The sequence below is a fragment of the Hymenobacter profundi genome (genome assembly GCF_019334315.1).
GTDB classification, from domain to species: Bacteria; Bacteroidota; Bacteroidia; order Cytophagales; family Hymenobacteraceae; genus Hymenobacter; species Hymenobacter profundi.
Genome location: NZ_JAHWGL010000013.1, coordinates 25,522 through 44,464, shown reverse-complemented (window position 1 = coordinate 44,464; position 18,943 = coordinate 25,522). Strand labels below are relative to the sequence as shown.

The following is an 18,943-nucleotide window of genomic DNA, read 5'->3' as shown; positions in this document are numbered from 1 at the left end:
GCTTTTTAGCAGACACCTTTTGGTACCGTTCCTATCCGTATAGCCTATTAGGATTATACCCTACTTCGCTGTAAGTCAGGATTGTTGCTTACAGTCAGCTTATAATGGTTTATGCACACCATATGAATATTTATATGTTTCTATTACCCATCTTTCCCATATTGATACACAAGCCCATTAGCTTCATGACCGTGATAAGCTATTTTATTTATATTTTTTCATAAAAAATATGACTCATATAAATATAAATTAAAATATAAATAGTTACATTATTAGCAACATCATAAAACATATAAACTTCTGATTTTTAGTTTATTAATCAAATAACAATAACTTATCCAGTTAGCAGCTAGAGGTATGTTATATAGCACAATACCCTATTTTCATAAAACTTCTTTTTTGGTCAGTAGTATCGTTTTATCCTATTTTTGTACAGAAATAAATAAACCTTCCCAAATGGGGAATTTATAAATTCCTTCTACCTTATCTTATGAATCACGCTTACTGCTTTTGGCTGGGATTATCTCTCAGCGCGTTTGCTTTTAACGCTCACGCTCAGGCGGTAGGCGTTGGCACTACTACCCCCGACGCCAACGCGGCGCTGGACATTTCTGCGGGTGCTAATAGCAATAAAGGTTTATTGATCCCGCGCATGACGCAGGCCCAGCGTACGGCTGTCACTACCACTTCGGAAGGAATGCTAGTGTATCAGACCAATGGTACTCAACCGGGTTTCTGGTATTTTTCTAGCGGTGCTTGGGTAGCACTACCTTCAGGCCAGGCTACCAGTTCAGCCTGGCAGCGCAGCGGTAATACGGGTACTGATCCGGGTACCAACCCGGGAGTGGAAGGAACTACTAGTCCCGGCACCGACTTCATAGGTTCTACTGATAACAAAGATTTGGTATTCCGAACTGGTAATACTGAACGCTTGCGCATCACTACCGACGGTAGCCTGTACAGCCGCTCTACCTACGGCCTGATCCTAAATGCCAGTGATGCGCCCCTGATTACCCGTGGTTGGGACAAATTCACAAGCGGCGCTTATGCTGGCTTAGGCCGTTGGGGAATATTTATGCGTGCTAGCTCGCTATCCTCGGGCATTCCGGATGAAGGAGGTAAAACGTTTAGCTGGGTGACGTGGTCAGCAAATTCCACTATCAGTAAAAACCTGATGACCCTAACTCAGACCGGTAATTTGGGTTTGGGAACTGATGCCCCCGCCATTCGTCTTAGCATTGTAGGAACGGGAGCTGCAAACCCCAATGCAACCGGCACTACTCAGAGCGGCGGCCATATTGCCCGCTTTCGCGATAATGGCAGTGTGAGCCTGGATTTGGGTAGCAGCGGCACCAACGGCAACTGGCTACAGAGCACCAACCCTACCGATCTGAGCACCAACTATGCTCTTAAGCTGAACCCCAACGGCGGTAATGTAGGAATTGGCCTAAATGGTACCACCGCTCCTACCAGCACGCTGAGCGTGGGCGGCGCTGTAGCCATTCCGTATGTAACTACCGGTACTGCTACCAGCTTAATCTTGGATAATACGCATCAGACGGTGCGGCGCTTGGCAAACTGCACTATCATCACCGTGCCACAGGCCAGCACCTGTCCCGGACGCCTGTATACTATTATTAATGCCCGCGGCACGGGCTCCGAGGTGACGCTCAGCGTAGTGTCCGGAAATATTTACGACGACGTGGAGGGCAGCAATTTGTCTTCGCTGTCTCCGGGCAGCCGTATTTCCATCCAGAGTGATGGCATGAACTGGATTGTAATCGGACGCTAATCACAGGATGCTTTGCTACTCCCCATGGCTCCTATGAAACAGCTCTATCCTACGCTACTACTGGCCTTGCTGGCCGGTCCGTTGGCTGCCCAAACGCTCACCAACAACGGCGGCATCTTGACAGTGCAGCAGGGCGCGACGTTATATATTCCGGGTGCGCTCGATAACAAAGCGAGTAGCACACTCACCAATGCGGGCACACTTTGGGTAGCGGGTAACCTCACCAACGCGGGCACGGTAGCTTCGTCGGGGCTGGTACTGCTGAGCGGAACCACGGCCCAAACGCTGACGCCAGGCGGCGCTAGCGTAGCCCAACTGGAAGTGAACAACACCAGCGCCCAAGGCGTGAGCGTGCCCACCGATTTGGGCATCACTCAACAGCTGAAGCTAACTGCTGGCATGGTACGAACCGCGGCCAACGCCATCATCAGCCTAACCAACGAGGCCAGTGTAAGTGGTGAGGCTACTGGCCGCTACGTGCAAGGCAACCTGCGCGTGACGCGTACTAACGTGACTAGCGCCACTAACTTCACCAACAGCGCTACCATTGGTGGTAACGGGCAGAACCTGGGCCAGGTGACGGTGACGCGCACAGCTGGCCTGGCTACGGCCGGTACCAGCTATGGCACCTTCGGTAACAACAAAAGCATTGACCGAATCTGGACCGTGACGACGAGTATGGCGCCTACCGGTGCCGTGCCCATCACGCTGGCCTGGCTGCCCGACAATGACAACGGCCTCACCGATTTTTCTCGCGTTCTGATTTGGCGGCAGCCTACGGCCACCGCTCCTTGGAACGGGGCGGGAGCCGCCGCGGACGCCTCCACTACCCGCAGCATCAGCACCACTACCACCAGCTTTGACCGTCTGACGATCAGCAATCAAAGCAATCCTCTGCCCGTGGAACTGACTCGGTTCTCGGCCGAGCGCCGCGCCGACGATGCCTGGCTGAGTTGGGCGACGGCATCAGAAAAAAACAGCGCCCACTTCGACGTGGAAGTGAGTGTGGATGGACAAAAATTTCAGAAGGTGGCTGAGGTAGCCGGCCAGGGTACTACCGGCCAGCGCACCAACTATACCTACACGGATAGTCGTGTGGCCCGCTACGACGCACCGCTGCTATACTACCGTCTGCGCCAAGTAGATACAGATGGCACAACCTCCTACTCGACGGTGCAAATCTTGACGGTGAGCACAGCGGCGCAAACTTTGGCCGTACAGCCGTTTCCTAACCCATTCGGCCAGTCGTTGGTAGCGCGCATTGTGGCACCGCAGGCGGGCATTACTACCCTAACGCTAACCGATGCTACGGGCCGCACGCTGTGCACCCAGCAACTGGCCCTACCCAGTGGCACTTCCGACATATCATTACCAGAAGTAGCTAGCTTTCCGACTGGCATTTATTTTCTGGCTATTCAGCAAGCTGCTGCCCGTCGCATGGTGCGGGTAGTGAAGCAGTAGGCAGTAGGCTAACTAGAAAATCGACTAGCTTACAGTACGCCCAACGGCCCGGCTACCACATTGGTAGCCGGGCCGTTGGGCGTACTGTAAGCTAGACATATTGCCCAAAAGATTGTTCTTGCTCTGAATACTCGCTGTAGACGTTCTTACAGACACGCTAGCAGTCAACCGCATATTCAGAATAAGTAAGCCATGGTAACCTCCACCGCCAACCTCACGGTTATTACGGCCTTCGCCGATTTGCCTGCCGACGTGCTCGACTGGCTGCACGCCCACGGCGAAATCCGGGACTACCCAAGTGGCGCCGAAACGATGACGCCCGGCGCGCCCATTGATTACCTGCTGGCCGTACTGCGCGGTGGCATTCAGTATTTTTCGGTGCAAAATGGGCAGCGCGAGCCTAAGTTTCGGGCTACGGCGGGGCAGATAACCGGGCTGCTCCCCTACTCGCGTTTACAAGCTGGCAAAGGCTACGGCGTGACCCTGGGCGACACCACCATCTACCGCCTGCACCGCGACCAATTTGCCGCGCTAGAAAGCGTAAGCCCCGAGCTGGTACAGCGCCTGGTGGGCATGATGAGCGACCGGGTACGAGAGGAGGCCCGCTCGCAGGAGCGCGACGATAAGCTGCGCGCCCTGGGTAAGCTGTCGGCCGGGCTGGCGCACGAGCTGAACAACCCCGCCGCCGCCATTGCCCGCGCCGCCGCCAACCTGAGTGAGCAGACGGCCGCCGCACCTACCCTGCTGCGCGCCCTGGGCGAGCATTGCCTCGACCCGGCCGCTCTTATTCAGCTGACAGCCTTGGCCACGGCCACCCCCATCGGCAACGCCACGCCCATGTCGGCGCTGGCCTGCGCCGACCGGGAGGATGAGTTGGTAGACTGGCTGGAAGACCAAGGCGTACCCGATGGCTATACGCTAGCAGCCAGCCTATTGGAAGCGGAGCTGGCCGTGCCCGAGTTGACCATTATGGCTGACCAGCTACCCCAAGCGGCTCGCCCGGCGGCCTTTGCCTGGCTGGCCAGCCACCTCACCACCCAGCGCCTGATGCGCGACATCCAGGAGGCCGGCAGCCGCATTACGCAACTGGTGACGGACGTGAAAACCTACTCCCACATGGACCGCGGCACCGATTACGCCCCGCTCGATGTGACGGCTGGCCTGCGCAGCACGCTTAATATTCTGAGCTACCCCCTGCGGCACAAGCACATTACGGTAGTGCGCGAGTTTGCGCCCGACTTGCCCCGCGTGCGGGGGCAAGCCAGCAGCCTCAACCAAGTCTGGACCAACCTGCTCGACAACGCCATCGACGCCCTACCCGACCAAGGTGGCGAAATCACGTTGCGCACCCGGCTGGAAAACGGGTTCGTGCAGGTATGCATCATCGACAACGGTCCCGGTATTCCGGCCGACGTGCTGCCGCGTATCTTCGAGCCATTCTTCTCTACCAAGCAGGCCGGCGCTGGTTCGGGCCTAGGCCTCGATATTGCCCAGCGCATCATTGCCAACCACGGCGGCAAGCTGGAGGTCAGTTCCGTGCCCGGCCGCACGGAGTTTTGCGCCTGGTTGCCGGCGTAGGGGCGCGTTGTACGCGCCCCTCGTTGTTTATTCAGGTTCATTCGGTAGTTTCCTCCGAGAAATTCTGGCTTACCCTCTGCCGGGCGCGTGTTACGCACTTCCTACTCTAAACTGCCCTACCCCGCTGGGCGCGTGCAACGTGCCCCTACCCCACAACCCTAATGGCTACCGATAAAAAACCGATTATTCTTGCCGTTGATGACGACCCGCAGGTGTTGAGCGCCGTGGACCGCGACCTGCGCCGCGAGTTTCGGCGCGACTACCGCATTCTACGCGCCTCGTCCGGCGATGAAGCGCTGGAAATTATCCGCGAGCTGCACCAACGCCAGGAGCCGCTGGCCCTCATTCTGGCCGACCAGCGTATGCCTGGCCTGGAAGGGGTGGAGCTACTGGAACAGGCGCGGGCACTCTTTCCCGATACCAAGCGCGTGCTGCTCACGGCGTATGCCGATACCACGGCCGCCATCCGGGCCATCAACAACGCCCACCTCGACTACTACCTGCTCAAGCCCTGGGACCCACCGGAGGAATTGCTTTACCCCAGCCTGCGCGACTTACTGGCCGCTTGGCAGGCTACCTACCGCCCCCGTTTCGAGGGGCTGCGGTTGATTGGGTTTCAATGGTCGCCGCTTTCGCATGAGCTGAAAGACTTTCTGGCCGGCTACATGGTGCCCTACCAGTGGCTCGACTACGAGAACAACCCCGATGCGGAAGGCCTGCTGGCCGGCACCGAGTACGCCGCTGCCGATTTGCCAGTGGTTATTTTTGAAGATGGCACCGCCCTGGCCCGGCCCGAGCGGGCAGCTATTGCCACCAAAATAGGCTTGGCATCCAAGGCCGCGCAGGAGCTATACGATGTGGTAGTGGTAGGCGCCGGTCCGGCCGGCCTAGCCGCCGCCGTATACGGTGCTTCGGAGGGCCTTAAAACGCTGGTAATTGAGCGACAGAGTCCTGGTGGTCAAGCCGGTACCAGCTCCCGCATCGAAAACTACCTGGGCTTTCCGACAGGCCTGAGCGGTGCCGAGCTGACCCACCGCGCCTGGATGCAGGCCACCCGCCTGGGTGCCGAGCTGCTGGCCCCGCAGGAAGTACAGGAAATGTGCGTGCAGGATGGCTACTATAAAGTACTGACCCTGACCGACGGCAGCGAAATCCGCACCCGCGCCGTGGTGCTGACCACCGGCGTGAGCTACCGCCAGCTGCAAGTGCCCGGTATGGACCGCCTCAACGGCGCGGGCATCTACTACGGCGCCGCCCGTACCGAGGCGCGCTCCTGCGAGGCCCGCGACGTGTACATTGTGGGCGGCGGCAACTCGGCAGGGCAAGCTGCTATGTACCTGGCCACCTACGCCCGCCACGTCTACATCCTGATTCGGGGTGAGTCGTTGGCGGCCAGCATGTCGGCCTACTTGATTGAGCAGATCGGCGACACGGCCAACATCACCATTATGCCCTACACGCAGGTACAGGAGGTGCGCGGAGAGGGACATTTGGAAGAAGTCGTTATCAACAACAATGGCCAAGTAGAAGCGCGCGAGGCGCAGGCGCTGTTTATCTTCATCGGCACCAAGCCTAGCACCGAGTGGATACAGGATAGCGTGATTTGCGACCCCAAAGGATTCCTGCTTACCGGCCGCGACCTGGTGGCCGACCCGCGCTACCCCCAGGCCTGGAAGCACAACCGGGAGCCCTACCTGCTCGAAACCTGCGTGCCCGGCGTATTCGCGGCCGGCGACGCCCGCACCGGCGCCATGGCCCGCGTGGCCTCGGCGGTGGGCGAGGGCTCAATGGCCATTAAGTTCGTGCACCAGTATCTGGATGAGTAGGGTAGAAAACGCGGGAATTTGCCCGTCATACTAAACGGAATTCGGAACGTCATTCCGAGCTTGATAGGCTGACGAAAGTGCAAGGAAACGCGAAAATAGCATGGGTGTCAGATTGCCCGGTGGCGGTGCGCTACACACGGTTTTGTGGAAACGGCTGGCGGCGGCTCACTCTTTCTGCTTATTCTTCCGAAACACAACACTATGCTGCCCGGTATAGATGGCACCGTCGCCATAACGCCGACGGCTTCTTGCATGGCTGATTTTACAATTTCCCGGCTGGCCGTCGGGCTACTGCTGGGCGCCCTGGCAGCGGCCACCACAAGTTGCGACCTGCTCGAATTTAGCCCGAATGACACCCGCGCCCCCGCTTCGGAGCGCGACCTGACGCGCAAAAACCTGGCGGTCCTGGCCCAGCAGCCCGTGCCCACCAGCGGCGACACGCTCCGTTTTGTGTTCACCTCCGACTCGCAACGTTATTACGACGATGTTCCGCCCCTGGTAGCCAGCATCAACCAACAGCGCGGCTTGGCGATGGTGCTGGTAGGCGGCGATATTTCTGATTTCGGTCTGGCTCGGGAAATGCGCTGGGTGAATGATGAATTCAAGAAGCTGAACGTGCCCTACCTCACGGTGGTGGGTAACCATGATTTGACGCAGAACGGGCGCGAGGCCTACCAGAAAATATTTGGTCCGCTGAACTACTCGTTCACCTACGCCGGCACGCGCTTTATCCTAGTAAACACCAACGGCCGCGAGTACGAGTTCAATGGCCATGTGCCCGATGTGCCCTGGCTGCAACAGCAGCTAGCCGATACGGTAGGCGTGCGCCGCCAAGTGGTGATGGCTCATGTACCGCCCGACGACGGCGACTTCGACACGGCCGTAACACCCGCTTACACCAGTGCGCTGGAGCAGGCGCCGCGCCTGGTGCTGCACCTCACCGGCCACAACGATAAATTCTACGTACGCCAGCCCGTTCCAGGGCGCGTCACCTACGTCAGCGGCTACAGCGTGGCGCAGCGCAACTATTTGGTGCTCACGCTTTGGGGGCGGCATCAGTACAAGCTTGAAACCATATCGTATTAGTATGCGGCACACAGCTACTCTTTTCGCGGGGCTGCTACTGAGCGGCTGGTCAGCCACGGCGCAATCCACAGAGGGCCCTACCCCGCGCCCCTGGTATGTGCCCGACCACGCCGTGCTCCAAACTGGTGGCGGCATTGGGATGATAACGGCTGGCGCGGGCTACTCACCCGGCTCGCATCCGCACCGCTTCGATGCCGATGTGCTGGTGGGCTACGTGCCGGCGCGCTACACTGGACACCGGGCTTTCTCCATTTTCACAGCCAAAGCCACGTACTCGCCGTTTTCGGTGCGGCTGGCGGAGCGGTGGCGCCTACTGCCCTTGTCGGTGGGCGGGCTGGTGAACTATACGCCTGCTGCCCAGATCAACCGCAACAGCGCCGACAAATACGGCTACCGTGGCTACTATTGGTGGACGCCTACCCTGCGCGCCGGGGCCTTTTTGGGTAGCCGGGTAGCCCTGGCACTACCCCGCGCTACCGGCGGCAAGCGCGACGTTTCGCTTTATTATGAACTGGGCACCAATGATTTATACCTAGTGAGTTATCTACCCAACCATAAAGGCCTAAGTCTGGATCAGATACTGACTTTGGGCGTGGGCGTGAAGGTGGATTTGTAATAGGCAACAGACCACTCCGGGGCTCTATTTCGCTTGCCTACCCGCCAAATACTCCTGGCTGGCTTCGCTGAGCAGGCGCAAAATATCGGCCCGCTGTTGGAGTAGGCTTTCCCCCTCGGCTGGCTGCTGCCTGAATAGTTTTGACGCCCGCAGTCGGTGCCGGCGGGCTTCTAGGTTGTTCCAATAGCTCAGGGCGTAGAAGCCCGTGATGGGTAGGCTGAGGAAGTACAACGCCGTCCAACGCCAGTCTTTGGTGTAGTGGTGCACCAGCGCCGTTTGAGCCGCGTAGCTGGCGCTAAACGTGATAATGCCCACCGACAGCAGCAGCGGCGCCACAAACTCCACATCCTTTGTGGCACGCTTGGCCACCACAGAGGGTAGGATATAAGGCACGTAGTTATTCAGCACGCCATACAAATATACCGGTAGGCCTAGCACCAGCTTGGCCGTCGTCTTCACGGCCCGCGTGAGGTGCGACGACCGGGGCTCTTGCGGCTCTAAGGCTTCGTCGGTGAGGCGCAGGCGGTGCAGGTCACCAAGGTAGGCGGTCAGCTTTTCGCGCACTTCATTCAGCCTATTCGGGTCGTGGTGCTCGAAATACGTTACGGCTTGTAGCAGCGTGCGGCTCAGCTGGAAGTTGTCGTAAAGCGTGTTGGGGTCGTCGTCAGGATTGAGGTGGTCGCCAAAGGTGCGCTCGATGTTTAGTACCAGTTCATCTTCCGACGCATCGCGGGTGATGACCAAGTGCTTTTCCATACGCTGCCGGATTTCCTCGGTCAGCGCGTCGGCGGCGGCTTCGGGGTCCTGGCGGTAGGCGGCGGCGTAGTCGGCCACCCGAATCAGGCGGGCCGGGTTCACCAGCACGTCGGAGCGAAAGTGAGTAGGGTCGAAGTAGTTGATGCCGATGGGTAGGATGTGCAGGCCCAACTGAAAGTCGCGCCGGGCCTCGGCACCCAGCGCAATGCGGGCGGCACCGGTTTTAAGCGGACGCAGGCGCCGCTCGCTCACGCTGGTGCCTTCCGGGAAAATCATCAGCGTGCCGCCCCGGTCAAAGTGGTCGTAGCTGCGGCTGAAAGCGGCCTCGTTGCGGGCCGTTATTTCCTCCGGCGTCAGCTTTTCGGCGCCGCTCTCCGTATCCTGCCGCCGATATACCGGAATACAGTTGCCCGATTCCATTACGGCCCGCAGAATCGGATTTTTGAAAAACGTGCTTTTCGCCAGGAAGAACACCGGCTCCCGACGGTTGGCAGCCACCACCAGCGGGTCCATCAGGGTGTTGGGGTGGTTGCTGGCGATTAGCAGCGGTCCTTTGGTTTGCAACCGGTTGTGCCGCCGGATTTCAAGCTTGCGGAAAAATACGCGCAGCGCCACCTGCACCACGGGCTTCATGACGGTGTAAAAGAGCATGGGCCTAAATACGGGGGATTTTCGCGTACGGGCAAGTTTCTTTTATACTGATGTCATTCTGCTTTCTCCTGTCATCCTGAACGCAGTGAAGGACCTTATCACGTGAGAACGAGTCGTTGTTACGCTCGTCGTTCTCACGTGATAAGGTCCTTCACTGCGTTCAGGATGACAGCCAAACTTAAATAGCCCCTACCCTACTCCGCCTTCTTGCTCATCACCTTGTTCTGGCGGTTGATGGACTCCAGGTGAATGGCATCGAGGTATTTCAGGATGAAATCTTCGGTGAGGCCCAGCTTGGCACCTTTCTGCACGCCGCGGTCCAGGATATCGTTCCAGCGGGCCGTTTGCAGGATGGTGATGTTGTTGTCGCGCTTGTACTCGCCAATGCGCTCGGCAATCTGCATGCGTTGGCCCAGCAGCTGCAACACCTCGTCGTCGATGTGGTTGATTTGCTCGCGCAGCTTGGCCAGAGCGCTCAGGAACTCCTGCTTATCGGTGGTTTCGCGGCGCCAGTGCAGACCTGCCAACAGCTCGCCCAGGCGTTCGGGCGTCACTTGTTGCTTGGCATCACTCCAGGCATTGTCCGGGTCGATGTGCGACTCGATAATCAGGCCGTCGTAGTCCAGATCGAGGGACTTTTGGGCCACTTCGGCCAGCATGTGGCGGTTGCCGCAGATGTGGCTCGGGTCGCAGATCATGTGCATGTGCGGCATCCGGCGCTTCATCTCAATGGCCAAGTGCCACATGGGCGCGTTGCGGTACTGCGTGTTACCGTACGACGCGAAGCCCCGGTGAATCAGGCCAATCTGCTTCACGCCGGCTTTTGCGATGCGCTCCACGGCCCCCGTCCACAGTTCCAGGTCGGGGTTGATGGGGTTTTTGATGAACACGGGCACGTCTACGCCGCGCAGGGCGTCGGCCACTTCCTGCACCGAGAAGGGGTTTACGGTGGTGCGAGCGCCAATCCACAGGGCATCCACATCGAAGGTGAGAGCATCTTCTACGTGACGAGCCGTGGCTACCTCAATGGTAGTAGGTAGGCCGGTCAACTCGCGGGCTTTTTTCAGCCAAGGCAGACCTTTGGTACCAATTCCTTCGAACAAACCGGGCTTGGTGCGGGGCTTCCAGATGCCGGCGCGCAGCATGTCTACCTGGCCGGTGGCGGCCAGTTGCGTGCAAGTAGCAATCAGTTGCTCCTCCGTTTCAGCCGAGCACGGCCCGGAGATAATCAGTGGTTTCTTGGCGGCTACGGCCGCGCCCAGCGTCTGGGTTTCGAGAGAGGTGTTCATAGGTATGGTAGGAGAAATTGTGTTATCCTGAGCGGAGCGAAGGACCTTATTACGGCTGAACGATCATGCGTCAGATAGTTCCTATCAACCGTATTGTTCTGTCGTGATAAGGTCCTTCGCAGGCTCAGGATGACAGGAAAGTGTTATTTCAGAATGCGTTTGATGTGGTTGGCTTGGTGAATGAGGTCGGTGAAGGCCGGGTAGTCTTCCCGCGCCAGCACGTCGCGCATGTGTTGAAGCTGGCGCAAATGTTCGTCGAGCACGTCGAGCACGTTTTCACGATTTTGGCGGAAGATGGGCACCCACATGGCCGAGGAGCTTTTGGCCAGACGCACCGTGGAGGAAAAACCCGTACTGGCCAGCTCAAAGATACGCTGCTCGTCGCGTTCTTTCTCTAACACGGTGAGAGCCAACGCAAACGACGTAATGTGCGAGATGTGCGACACGTAGGCCACGTGCATGTCGTGCTCGGCGCCGCCCAGGTACACGCGCCGCATACCCAGGGCGTCGGCTACCTGCTCTACCCGCGCCACGGCGTCGGCGGCGCTGTCTTCGGCGTCGCAGAGCACCAGGGTTTTGTCGCGAAACAGCTCCGGCACCGCCGCCTCCGGCCCCGAAAACTCGGTGCCCGCCATGGGGTGTACCGCCACGAAACGGCTACGTTTGGGGTGCGTGCGCACCACATCAAGCAGCGCTTTCTTGGTAGAGCCCACGTCGATAACCACTTGATCTTCTGCCAGATCGAGCACCGCAGGCAGCACGGAAAGCAGCGCGTCCATAGGCACGGCCAGGATAATCAGGTCGGCGCGGCGCACGGCCGCGGGCAGGTCGGTGCTGCCCTCATCGATGAGGTGACGGGCGGCGGCTTCGCGCAGGTGGGTAGGGTTGTGGTCTACCCCAATGACGTGCGTGGCTACGCCGTGCTGCTTCATGCTCAGCACCAGCGACCCACCAATTAGCCCTACCCCTACTACCGTGACTATCATAATTGATTTTTGGTTGTTTTCACCCCTCCCCTCCGGGAGAGGGGAAGCCAAGAGGCAATGGGTAGTGTGTAATTAACAATGAGCAATTGCTTGCCATCCACCGCTCATTGTTTACTGACGCTGTGGCTCCCCCTCTCCCGGAGGGGAGGGGGTTGGGGGGTGGGGTCAGCGCAGAGCTGCCTCTACCCGCCGAATCGCCTCATCCAACACCTCTACCTTCTGGCACAGGCTAATGCGGATGTAGCCGTTGCCGTTGCTGCCGAAGATGCCGCCGGGAGTGATGAACACGTTGGCGTCGTAGAGCACCCGGTCGCTCACGGCAAAGCCATCGGGGTAGGCGGCGGGCACGGCAGCCCACACAAACAGGCCTACCTGGTCGTGGCTGTAGGTGCAGCCCAGCAGGTCGAGCAAGGCAAACACCCGTTCGCGCCGGGCGCGGTAGTGGGCGTTCAGTTCGGCAAACCATTCTTCGCCCAAGCCCAGCGCTACCACGGCGGCCTGCTGCACCGGCCGAAACATGCCCGAGTCCATGTTGCTTTTGAAGCGCAGCACGTCCTGTAGCAAATCGGCGCGGCCGGCCAGCATGCCTACCCGCCAGCCCGCCATGTTGTGCGATTTGCTCAGGGAGTTCAATTCCAGCACGCACCCACGGGCGCCGGGCACAGATAGCAAGCTGGTTGGGTTGTCATTAAGAATGAAGCTGTACGGGTTGTCGTGCACCAGCAAAATGTTGTAGGCCAGCGCAAAATCAACCAGTGCTTGCAGCTCGGCGGCGCTGGCGCGGGTGCCGGTAGGCATGTGCGGGTAGTTCACCCACATCAGCTTCACGCGACTAAGGTCAGTGGCGGCCAGGGCCGCCAGGTTGGGCAGCCAGCCGGTGTCGGCGGTCAGGTCGTACTCGCGCAGGGTAGCGCCGGTTAGCTCGGCGGCGGCGCGGTAGGTAGGGTAGCCGGGGTTGGGCAGCAGCACTTCGTCGCCGGCTTCCAGAAACGCCATGCTGATGTGCATGATGCCTTCCTTCGAGCCCAGTAGGGGTAGAATTTCGCTGTTCGGGTCCAGCGTTACGCCATAGGCGCGGGCATACCACGCACTCATGGCCTCGCGTAGTGCTGGCAGGCCTTTGTACGACTGGTAACCGTGGGCATTGGGTAGGGCCGCATCGGCAGTTAGGGCATCTACCACACTGGGTGGCGGCGGCATGTCGGGGCTGCCGATGCCCAGGTTGATGATCTGCTTGCCGGCTTTGTTGAGGGCATCAATCTCCTGCAACTTGCGGGAGAAGTAGTACTCCTGCGTATGAGCCAGGCGCGAGGCGGTGGTAATCTGTATCTGCTGATCGTTCATGACAAAGGATTATTGAAGCACGTTTCCCGGGCTCACCACGTGGGCTGGCACGGCCTCCAGCACGTCGCGGCGGTAGGCGCCCAGCACCTCCAGGTGCTCCGTTACGGGGCGCAGCTCGTGCAGCAGGGCCAGCAGTTGCGCCGGCGTGTCAAACTCCACATCTACATGGAAGCCGTATTGCCAGGTGCGCCCCGTACGGGGGTAGGACTGCAACTTGGATAGGTTGATGCCCAGCCTGGCAATGGGCAGCAGCACCTGCACTAGGCTACCTTGGGCGTGGCTGGTATGGAAATACAAGGACGCTTTGTTGACGTCGGGCGCCACCTCTTCGAGCACCGGAGCACCGTGCTCTAATACCAGAAAGCGGGTGTAATTAGCTGGCTCGGCGTGGATATCAGCGGCCACGATTTCCAGATCAAACAGCTCGGCGGCCAGGCTTCCCGCCACGGCAGCAATGCCCGGCCGCTGGTGCTCCCGAATGCGCTGGGCGCTTAGGGCCGTATCCTCGGTTTCTACCAGGCGCCAGTGGCCGTGGCTACCCAGGTAGTCGGCGCACTGGAGCAGGGCCATGGGGTGCGAGTGTACCTCGTGCAGGTCGTCGAGGCGCTGGCCGGGTAGGGCCATCAGGTGCTGCCGGATGTGTAGGTATACTTCACCAATCACGTGCACTGGGTGGCGTTGCAACAAGGAGTAGTTGGGTAAAATACTGCCTGCCAAGGAGTTTTCAATTGCCATCAGCCCGAAGTGGGTGGTGCCGCCGGCCACGTGGCGCACTACCTGCCCAAAGGTAGCGCAGGGGGCAATGGCGTGGTCGGGGCCAAAATGCCGCCGGGCTGCTACTTGGTGGAAGCTTCCTTCAAATCCCTGAATGGCAATAGTTGGGTGCATACGACGAGGAGAAATGGTGTAAAAAAAGGGCCTCCTTGGCAGGGCCCTTCGTTATGCTTTCGCTGGTTAGCAAGTGCAAACGCGGGCCCGCTTCTTCGGGTAGAAGAAGTAAAAAAAGTAATAGGCGAAAGCGGGCACGTTAACGGGCATGGGTTACAAACAAAAAAAGCCTTCCGGAGTGGGAGGCTTTTGCGTGATTCAGGAGTAGTGTTCCTACAAAGCGGCCTCGCTGCTACGATTGCTCGTAGTAGGTAAAGTAAAAGCTAAAAAAAGCCGAGGCCGAAGTAAGAAGCATGTGGGCGTTGCGTTGACTGATTTGGGTGAAGGCAACGGCCAAAGCTGCGCAATCATTTTTTAAAAACCAAACATCCGTTGGCCGGGCCGTTACGTTGGTGTGCTTGCACCTACTGCCAAAACCGTCGTATTTTGCCGACAAACCGCTTGTTTGCACTTTCTTACTCCGCAGGAAACATCATGATTTTTTTGGGCTCTTCACGCATCACCGCTGCCTTTTTACTAGCTGGCGGCTTCTTCCTGGCGGCTACGGCGCAGGGCCAAACCAACATTGCCATCCTCCAAAAAGCCGATGCGCTGGTAGGCGAACGGAAGTACGCCTCGGCCTTCCAGGTGCTACAGAAGTACGACCCGCGCAACGAGCGCCCGGCTGTGGTACTGCAAAAAGAGGATATTGCCTTGCGCTACAACGTGGGTCACTCGCAGTACCGGCGGTTTGCCTTCAAGGATGTGCAGCTGACGGACAACCTGGAGAACTTCCGCAGTCCGGATAGCACCTATACCATGACCACGTTTCCGCTGGGCCGGGCGCTGCGGGTTTTAAAGACCCGCTACCCCAACGACTACAAGCTGGACCGCGGCCTGGGCGACTACTATTTTGCCGTACAGCAGTGCAACTGCGCCGAAACCAACAAGGAGGAAGACGACCTGTTTCCGCTGATTATTAAGTACTACGACGTAGCCCACGAGCACGGCTATGGCGACTACAGTTCCTACTACGCGCAAGGCTACTCCTACCAGCGCCTGGGCATGTTTCAGGAAAGCGTGGCGCCGTTTCTGCGCTCCATTGAACTGCGCAAAAACTACCCCGAAGCCCATCTCAACCTGGCCTTTGTGTATCTGGAGCTGAAGCAGTTCGAGAAAGCCAAAGAGCAGGCTCAACTGGCCGTGGAGTTCTTCCCCGATGAGCAGCACAAGTCCGACGCCAACTTCCTGCTTCAAACCATTGAGCAGCGCCTTCAGGGCAAAGAGACTGCTACTCCTGCTAAGCCCGCCGCTACTCCCCAGAAGACGAAGAAGGCCGTAAGAAAGCGGGTTATCTGACTTTTCTGTTATCCTGAGCATGTGGCACATTAAGCCAGTGCCGAAGGGCCCTTTTACGAGAGAGCGACTATCATATCAACGACTCGTTCTCCTGTAAGAGGGCCCTTTGCTGTGTTCAGGCAACAAAGCCAGCATTGCACTTTGGCACGGTTTTTTTGAATAGTACCGCAACAGCCCGTCGCTAGTGTGCACCATGCGGCCCGGCTTTTGGTTCTACTCCCGTTCCCTACAATCATGCAAACGAAGCGTCTTTTCGGCCGCCTGGCCGCGGCTTGCCTTTTCCTAACGGTTTCTTTTTCTGCTGCTCAGGCGCAAGTGCGCCGCCCTACTACCTACTCTACCCAGGGTAGGCGCCCGGTGTATACGGCTCCTCAAACTGCTGCCAGCAACGGCGTCCAACTCGGCATTCGGGCCGGGGTGAACGTGGCCGACTGGCACGGCGACGCCGTGCAAAGCGTGATGTCGCTGGCAGACTACACCAACGGCGCCGTGACCCGCGAAACCCGCACGGGTTTTCACGCTGGCCTGTATGCCACCCTACCCTTGGGTGAGCGGTTCGCCATCGAGCCTGGCGTGTTATACTCTGAGAAGGGCACCCAACTGCGCGGCACGGCCTCGGTACCCGGCTTTGAGGTGTTGAGCGCCAACGTGACGGCTACCGCCCGCACTGCTTATGTGGATGTGCCGGTGCTGGCCAAAGCCTACCTCACACGGGGCCTCTACCTCTACGCTGGTCCGCAAGCGTCGTTCCTGGTCAGCAGTAAGGTGCGCGTAGCTGCCGGAGCGCTGGGTTTCACGGCCTTCCGACAGGATTTCGATACCAAAAACCAGTTTCGGTCGGTTGATTTTGCCGCGGTGGGTGGCCTTGGCTACCAGTTCGACAGCGGTTTTGGCCTGAGCGCCGGCTACGATTACGGCCTCTCATCGCTGGACAAAAACAACAGTTTCCAGGCGCAGAACCGAGTCATCAAAGCGTCTTTGAACTACTCCTTTTAGTAGCGTGTAGCGGCTTCCAGCTGACACATGTGTAGCGTATTATCTGTGAGCCAGTTGGTTTTCTTTCCCGAAGAAGGCCAACTGGCTTTCGCGTAGCAGCACCTTACCTTCTGGTAATTTCCACACCTTTCGGGGTAAGTATTTCGTATAAAGGTATTTACTTCACGCTTTATTCCACCCCGCCCCCGCCCATGAAACGCATATCTTTTGCCTTGCTAATGCTACTAGGTAGTACAGCAATGGCCCAGCAACAAGACGCTTACACGAGCACACCCGCACTACACGTAGACCCAGCTACGCAGCAAGTGCTATACAAAGGCACGGTACCGGTAGCCAATACGCCCCAAGAGCATTTGTACTCGCGGGCGCAGGATTGGCTACTACAAGCCAACCGCTCCTATAATCTGACAACACGCACCAACAGCGCAGAAGCGGGTTTCATCAGAACCCACGTAATGCTCCGCGACGGCCAGGAAATGTATTCGTTCCAGCTTTCCCTGCAAACCCAAAACGATGGGTACCGCTACAAGTTAGAGGACGTAGTGTATAGTCAGCCGCACTTTGCCCGCGCCGGCAAGCACAGCGCCGGACCAATCCATATTCCGGCCGAAACCCTGCTGCGAGGACAGCCTACGGCCAGTCAGCGCAAGCAACTGGCCAAAATCGACTCGAAGCTACAAGCCTTTTTACAGGAGTTGAATACGACTATGCAGCGTAAGCCCGAAGGCTTAGCCGTACGTTAGTGTTTGCTGTTTTTACGCACTAGATAGTGCTGTATTAGCCCCTTACACACCAAAAGGGCATCCAAAATAAGTAGCTCCCGCAGGTAGCAGCGCCACCAATGGTGCTGTTGCCACGCGGGAGCTACTTGTTTTCAGGTGTATCCAAGCGGCCTACCCGGTTGGGTATGGTGAGCCGCAACTAGAGGTTATTACGACACCAGCTCCTTGCGGTACAGCTTCTCGTATTCTTCGTCCACGTGATAGGTCGATTCCTCGTGTTGGCTCAGGTCGAGGCCCAGTTCTTCTTCCTCCTGCTTCACCCGCAGCCCTACCAGCGCATCCGTCACTTTCAACAGCACCCACGACAGAATGGCCACGTAGGCAATAACGATAACTAGGCCCAGCACGTGGTAGCCGAATACGGTAGCGGTGCCATTCACTAAGCCTACATTGGCAGCAAACACGCCCGTGAGCAGCATCCCGACAATACCGCCCAGGCCATGGCACGGGAATACATCCAGGGTATCGTCGATGGTAGTGCGGCTGTTTTTCCAGTGCACGGCCGCAAAGCTGACCACCGAGGCCACGATACCGATGAGAATGCTCTGCCCGTAATCGACGTAGCCAGCGGCGGGCGTGATGCCTACCAGACCCACCACCGCACCAATGCAGGCGCCCATAGCTGTGGGCTTACCGCCGCGCGCTACCTCTACCAGCAGCCACGCCACCAGCGCTGCCGCCGAGGCTAAGTTGGTGTTCACAAACGATAGCGAAGCCAACTCGTTGGAGCCCAATGCCGAACCGGCATTGAAGCCAAACCACCCAAACCACAGCAAGCCAGTACCCAAGAGCACATACGGCACATTAGGCGTCACGAACGACGTTTGCCGGTGCGCCCGGCGCGGCCCCAGCACCATAGCGGCTACCAGCGCAGCCACGCCCGCCGAGATGTGCACTACCGTACCGCCCGCGAAGTCAAGCACGCCCCACTTGCGCAGGAAGCCCTCGGGGTGCCAGGTCCAGTGGGCCAGCGGGCAGTAGATGAACAGGCAGAACAGTACCATGAACACTAGGTAGCTCTTGAAGCGCACGCGCTCGGCAAACGAGCCAGTAATGAGGGCCGGCGTGATGATAGCAAACTTCAGCTGAAAGGCGAAGAACAGAATGAAGGGGATGGTAGGCGACAAGGTAGGGTTGGGCGCCGTGCCCACATCGCGAAGCAACAGAAACGTCATGGGGTTGCCGATGAGGCCATTCCAGGAGTCGCCGTAGGCCAGTGAGAAGCCCACAAAATACCACACAATAGAGATAACGCCCAGCGCCACAAAGCTTTGCAGCATGGTAGAAATCAGGTTCTTAGGGCGCACCATGCCGCCGTAGAAAAACGACAAACCCGGCGTCATGAGCAGTACAAAGGCCGAGGCGGTCAGCATCCAGGCAATGTCGCCGGTATTGAGGGCGCTGTTAGCTTCGGCCGACGGATGCGGCACGCGCACGAAGGCCGCTATCAGGCCCAGCACGACCAGCAAAATCAGCCCCAACGGGCTTCGACCAGATTTGGAAGGTAGAGAAGTTTCCATGCGAAAGATGTTAGGTAAGTGGAGGGTGTTTTAT

15 protein-coding genes are annotated in these 18,943 nt (G+C 58.3%); 9 read left to right on the top strand and 6 right to left on the bottom strand.

Annotation, left to right across the window (positions count from 1 at the left end; genetic code table 11):
- The first annotated feature begins 490 nt into the window (after positions 1 to 490).
- The 6 genes from KYK14_RS05530 (at position 491) to KYK14_RS05505 (ending at position 8,359) form a co-directional block, all read left to right on the top strand.
- Positions 491 to 1,792, top strand: coding sequence for a hypothetical protein (locus KYK14_RS05530; protein WP_219157677.1), 1,302 nt, complete (start codon positions 491 to 493; stop codon positions 1,790 to 1,792).
- Positions 1,793 to 1,825: 33 nt separating this feature from the next.
- On the top strand, positions 1,826 to 3,253 hold the full coding sequence (locus KYK14_RS05525; protein ID WP_219157675.1) for a T9SS type A sorting domain-containing protein: 1,428 nt from the start codon (positions 1,826 to 1,828) through the stop codon (positions 3,251 to 3,253).
- 192 nt (positions 3,254 to 3,445) lie between these two features.
- Positions 3,446 to 4,831, top strand: coding sequence for a sensor histidine kinase (locus tag KYK14_RS05520; protein ID WP_219157673.1), 1,386 nt, complete (start codon positions 3,446 to 3,448; stop codon positions 4,829 to 4,831).
- Between the two features lie 161 nt (positions 4,832 to 4,992).
- Entirely contained in the window at positions 4,993 to 6,657 is a 1,665-nt protein-coding gene (locus KYK14_RS05515; protein ID WP_219157671.1) for an NAD(P)/FAD-dependent oxidoreductase, read from the top strand.
- A gap of 252 nt (positions 6,658 to 6,909) precedes the next feature.
- Positions 6,910 to 7,743, top strand: coding sequence for a metallophosphoesterase family protein (locus KYK14_RS05510; RefSeq protein WP_219157669.1), 834 nt, complete (start codon positions 6,910 to 6,912; stop codon positions 7,741 to 7,743).
- 1 nt (position 7,744) lies between these two features.
- Positions 7,745 to 8,359, top strand: coding sequence for a hypothetical protein (locus KYK14_RS05505; protein ID WP_219157667.1), 615 nt, complete (start codon positions 7,745 to 7,747; stop codon positions 8,357 to 8,359).
- Positions 8,360 to 8,383: 24 nt separating this feature from the next.
- Here the strand turns inward: KYK14_RS05505 and KYK14_RS05500 are convergent, their stop codons facing one another.
- The 5 genes from KYK14_RS05500 to KYK14_RS05480 all read right to left on the bottom strand — a co-directional run bounded on the left by KYK14_RS05500 (position 8,384) and on the right by KYK14_RS05480 (position 14,273).
- Complete coding sequence (locus KYK14_RS05500) at positions 8,384 to 9,766, bottom strand: lysophospholipid acyltransferase family protein (RefSeq protein ID WP_219157665.1); 1,383 nt, start codon at positions 9,764 to 9,766, stop codon at positions 8,384 to 8,386.
- A gap of 194 nt (positions 9,767 to 9,960) precedes the next feature.
- Positions 9,961 to 11,055, bottom strand: coding sequence for a chorismate mutase (locus KYK14_RS05495; RefSeq protein WP_185281663.1), 1,095 nt, complete (start codon positions 11,053 to 11,055; stop codon positions 9,961 to 9,963).
- A gap of 143 nt (positions 11,056 to 11,198) precedes the next feature.
- Entirely contained in the window at positions 11,199 to 12,092 is an 894-nt protein-coding gene (locus KYK14_RS05490) for a prephenate dehydrogenase (RefSeq protein WP_246601694.1), read from the bottom strand.
- Between the two features lie 114 nt (positions 12,093 to 12,206).
- The gene (locus KYK14_RS05485) at positions 12,207 to 13,385 is read right to left on the bottom strand and encodes a pyridoxal phosphate-dependent aminotransferase (RefSeq protein ID WP_219157663.1); all 1,179 of its coding nucleotides are present in this window, start codon (positions 13,383 to 13,385) and stop codon (positions 12,207 to 12,209) included.
- A gap of 9 nt (positions 13,386 to 13,394) precedes the next feature.
- On the bottom strand, positions 13,395 to 14,273 hold the full coding sequence (locus tag KYK14_RS05480; protein ID WP_219157661.1) for a prephenate dehydratase: 879 nt from the start codon (positions 14,271 to 14,273) through the stop codon (positions 13,395 to 13,397).
- Between the two features lie 474 nt (positions 14,274 to 14,747).
- On the opposite strand from KYK14_RS05480, the gene KYK14_RS05475 reads away from it, so the two are divergent.
- The 3 genes from KYK14_RS05475 (at position 14,748) to KYK14_RS05465 (ending at position 17,350) form a co-directional block, all read left to right on the top strand.
- On the top strand, positions 14,748 to 15,611 hold the full coding sequence (locus tag KYK14_RS05475; RefSeq protein ID WP_219157659.1) for a tetratricopeptide repeat protein: 864 nt from the start codon (positions 14,748 to 14,750) through the stop codon (positions 15,609 to 15,611).
- Positions 15,612 to 15,845: 234 nt separating this feature from the next.
- Positions 15,846 to 16,607: a porin family protein gene (locus KYK14_RS05470; RefSeq protein WP_219157656.1), complete on the top strand. Its 762-nt coding sequence runs from the start codon at positions 15,846 to 15,848 to the stop codon at positions 16,605 to 16,607.
- Between the two features lie 191 nt (positions 16,608 to 16,798).
- Positions 16,799 to 17,350: a DUF4468 domain-containing protein gene (locus KYK14_RS05465; RefSeq protein WP_185281669.1), complete on the top strand. Its 552-nt coding sequence runs from the start codon at positions 16,799 to 16,801 to the stop codon at positions 17,348 to 17,350.
- Positions 17,351 to 17,538: 188 nt separating this feature from the next.
- On the opposite strand, the gene KYK14_RS05460 is transcribed toward KYK14_RS05465, so the two are convergent.
- On the bottom strand, positions 17,539 to 18,909 hold the full coding sequence (locus tag KYK14_RS05460; RefSeq protein WP_185281670.1) for an ammonium transporter: 1,371 nt from the start codon (positions 18,907 to 18,909) through the stop codon (positions 17,539 to 17,541).
- Positions 18,910 to 18,943 lie beyond the last annotated feature (34 nt).

What these genes read in the sequence shown, in the direction of transcription:
- KYK14_RS05515 (WP_219157671.1), top strand. Translation starts at nt 4,993, where the DNA reads ATGGCTACCGATAAAAAACCGATTATTCTTGCCGTTGATGACGACCCG.
- KYK14_RS05530 (WP_219157677.1), top strand. Translation starts at nt 491, where the DNA reads ATGAATCACGCTTACTGCTTTTGGCTGGGATTATCTCTCAGCGCGTTT.
- KYK14_RS05510 (WP_219157669.1), top strand. Translation starts at nt 6,910, where the DNA reads ATGGCTGATTTTACAATTTCCCGGCTGGCCGTCGGGCTACTGCTGGGC.
- KYK14_RS05495 (WP_185281663.1), bottom strand. Translation starts at nt 11,055, where the DNA reads ATGAACACCTCTCTCGAAACCCAGACGCTGGGCGCGGCCGTAGCCGCC.
- KYK14_RS05480 (WP_219157661.1), bottom strand. Translation starts at nt 14,273, where the DNA reads ATGCACCCAACTATTGCCATTCAGGGATTTGAAGGAAGCTTCCACCAA.
- KYK14_RS05465 (WP_185281669.1), top strand. Translation starts at nt 16,799, where the DNA reads ATGAAACGCATATCTTTTGCCTTGCTAATGCTACTAGGTAGTACAGCA.
- KYK14_RS05520 (WP_219157673.1), top strand. Translation starts at nt 3,446, where the DNA reads ATGGTAACCTCCACCGCCAACCTCACGGTTATTACGGCCTTCGCCGAT.
- KYK14_RS05460 (WP_185281670.1), bottom strand. Translation starts at nt 18,909, where the DNA reads ATGGAAACTTCTCTACCTTCCAAATCTGGTCGAAGCCCGTTGGGGCTG.
- KYK14_RS05505 (WP_219157667.1), top strand. Translation starts at nt 7,745, where the DNA reads ATGCGGCACACAGCTACTCTTTTCGCGGGGCTGCTACTGAGCGGCTGG.
- KYK14_RS05500 (WP_219157665.1), bottom strand. Translation starts at nt 9,766, where the DNA reads ATGCTCTTTTACACCGTCATGAAGCCCGTGGTGCAGGTGGCGCTGCGC.
- KYK14_RS05525 (WP_219157675.1), top strand. Translation starts at nt 1,826, where the DNA reads ATGAAACAGCTCTATCCTACGCTACTACTGGCCTTGCTGGCCGGTCCG.
- KYK14_RS05475 (WP_219157659.1), top strand. Translation starts at nt 14,748, where the DNA reads ATGATTTTTTTGGGCTCTTCACGCATCACCGCTGCCTTTTTACTAGCT.
- KYK14_RS05470 (WP_219157656.1), top strand. Translation starts at nt 15,846, where the DNA reads ATGCAAACGAAGCGTCTTTTCGGCCGCCTGGCCGCGGCTTGCCTTTTC.
- KYK14_RS05485 (WP_219157663.1), bottom strand. Translation starts at nt 13,385, where the DNA reads ATGAACGATCAGCAGATACAGATTACCACCGCCTCGCGCCTGGCTCAT.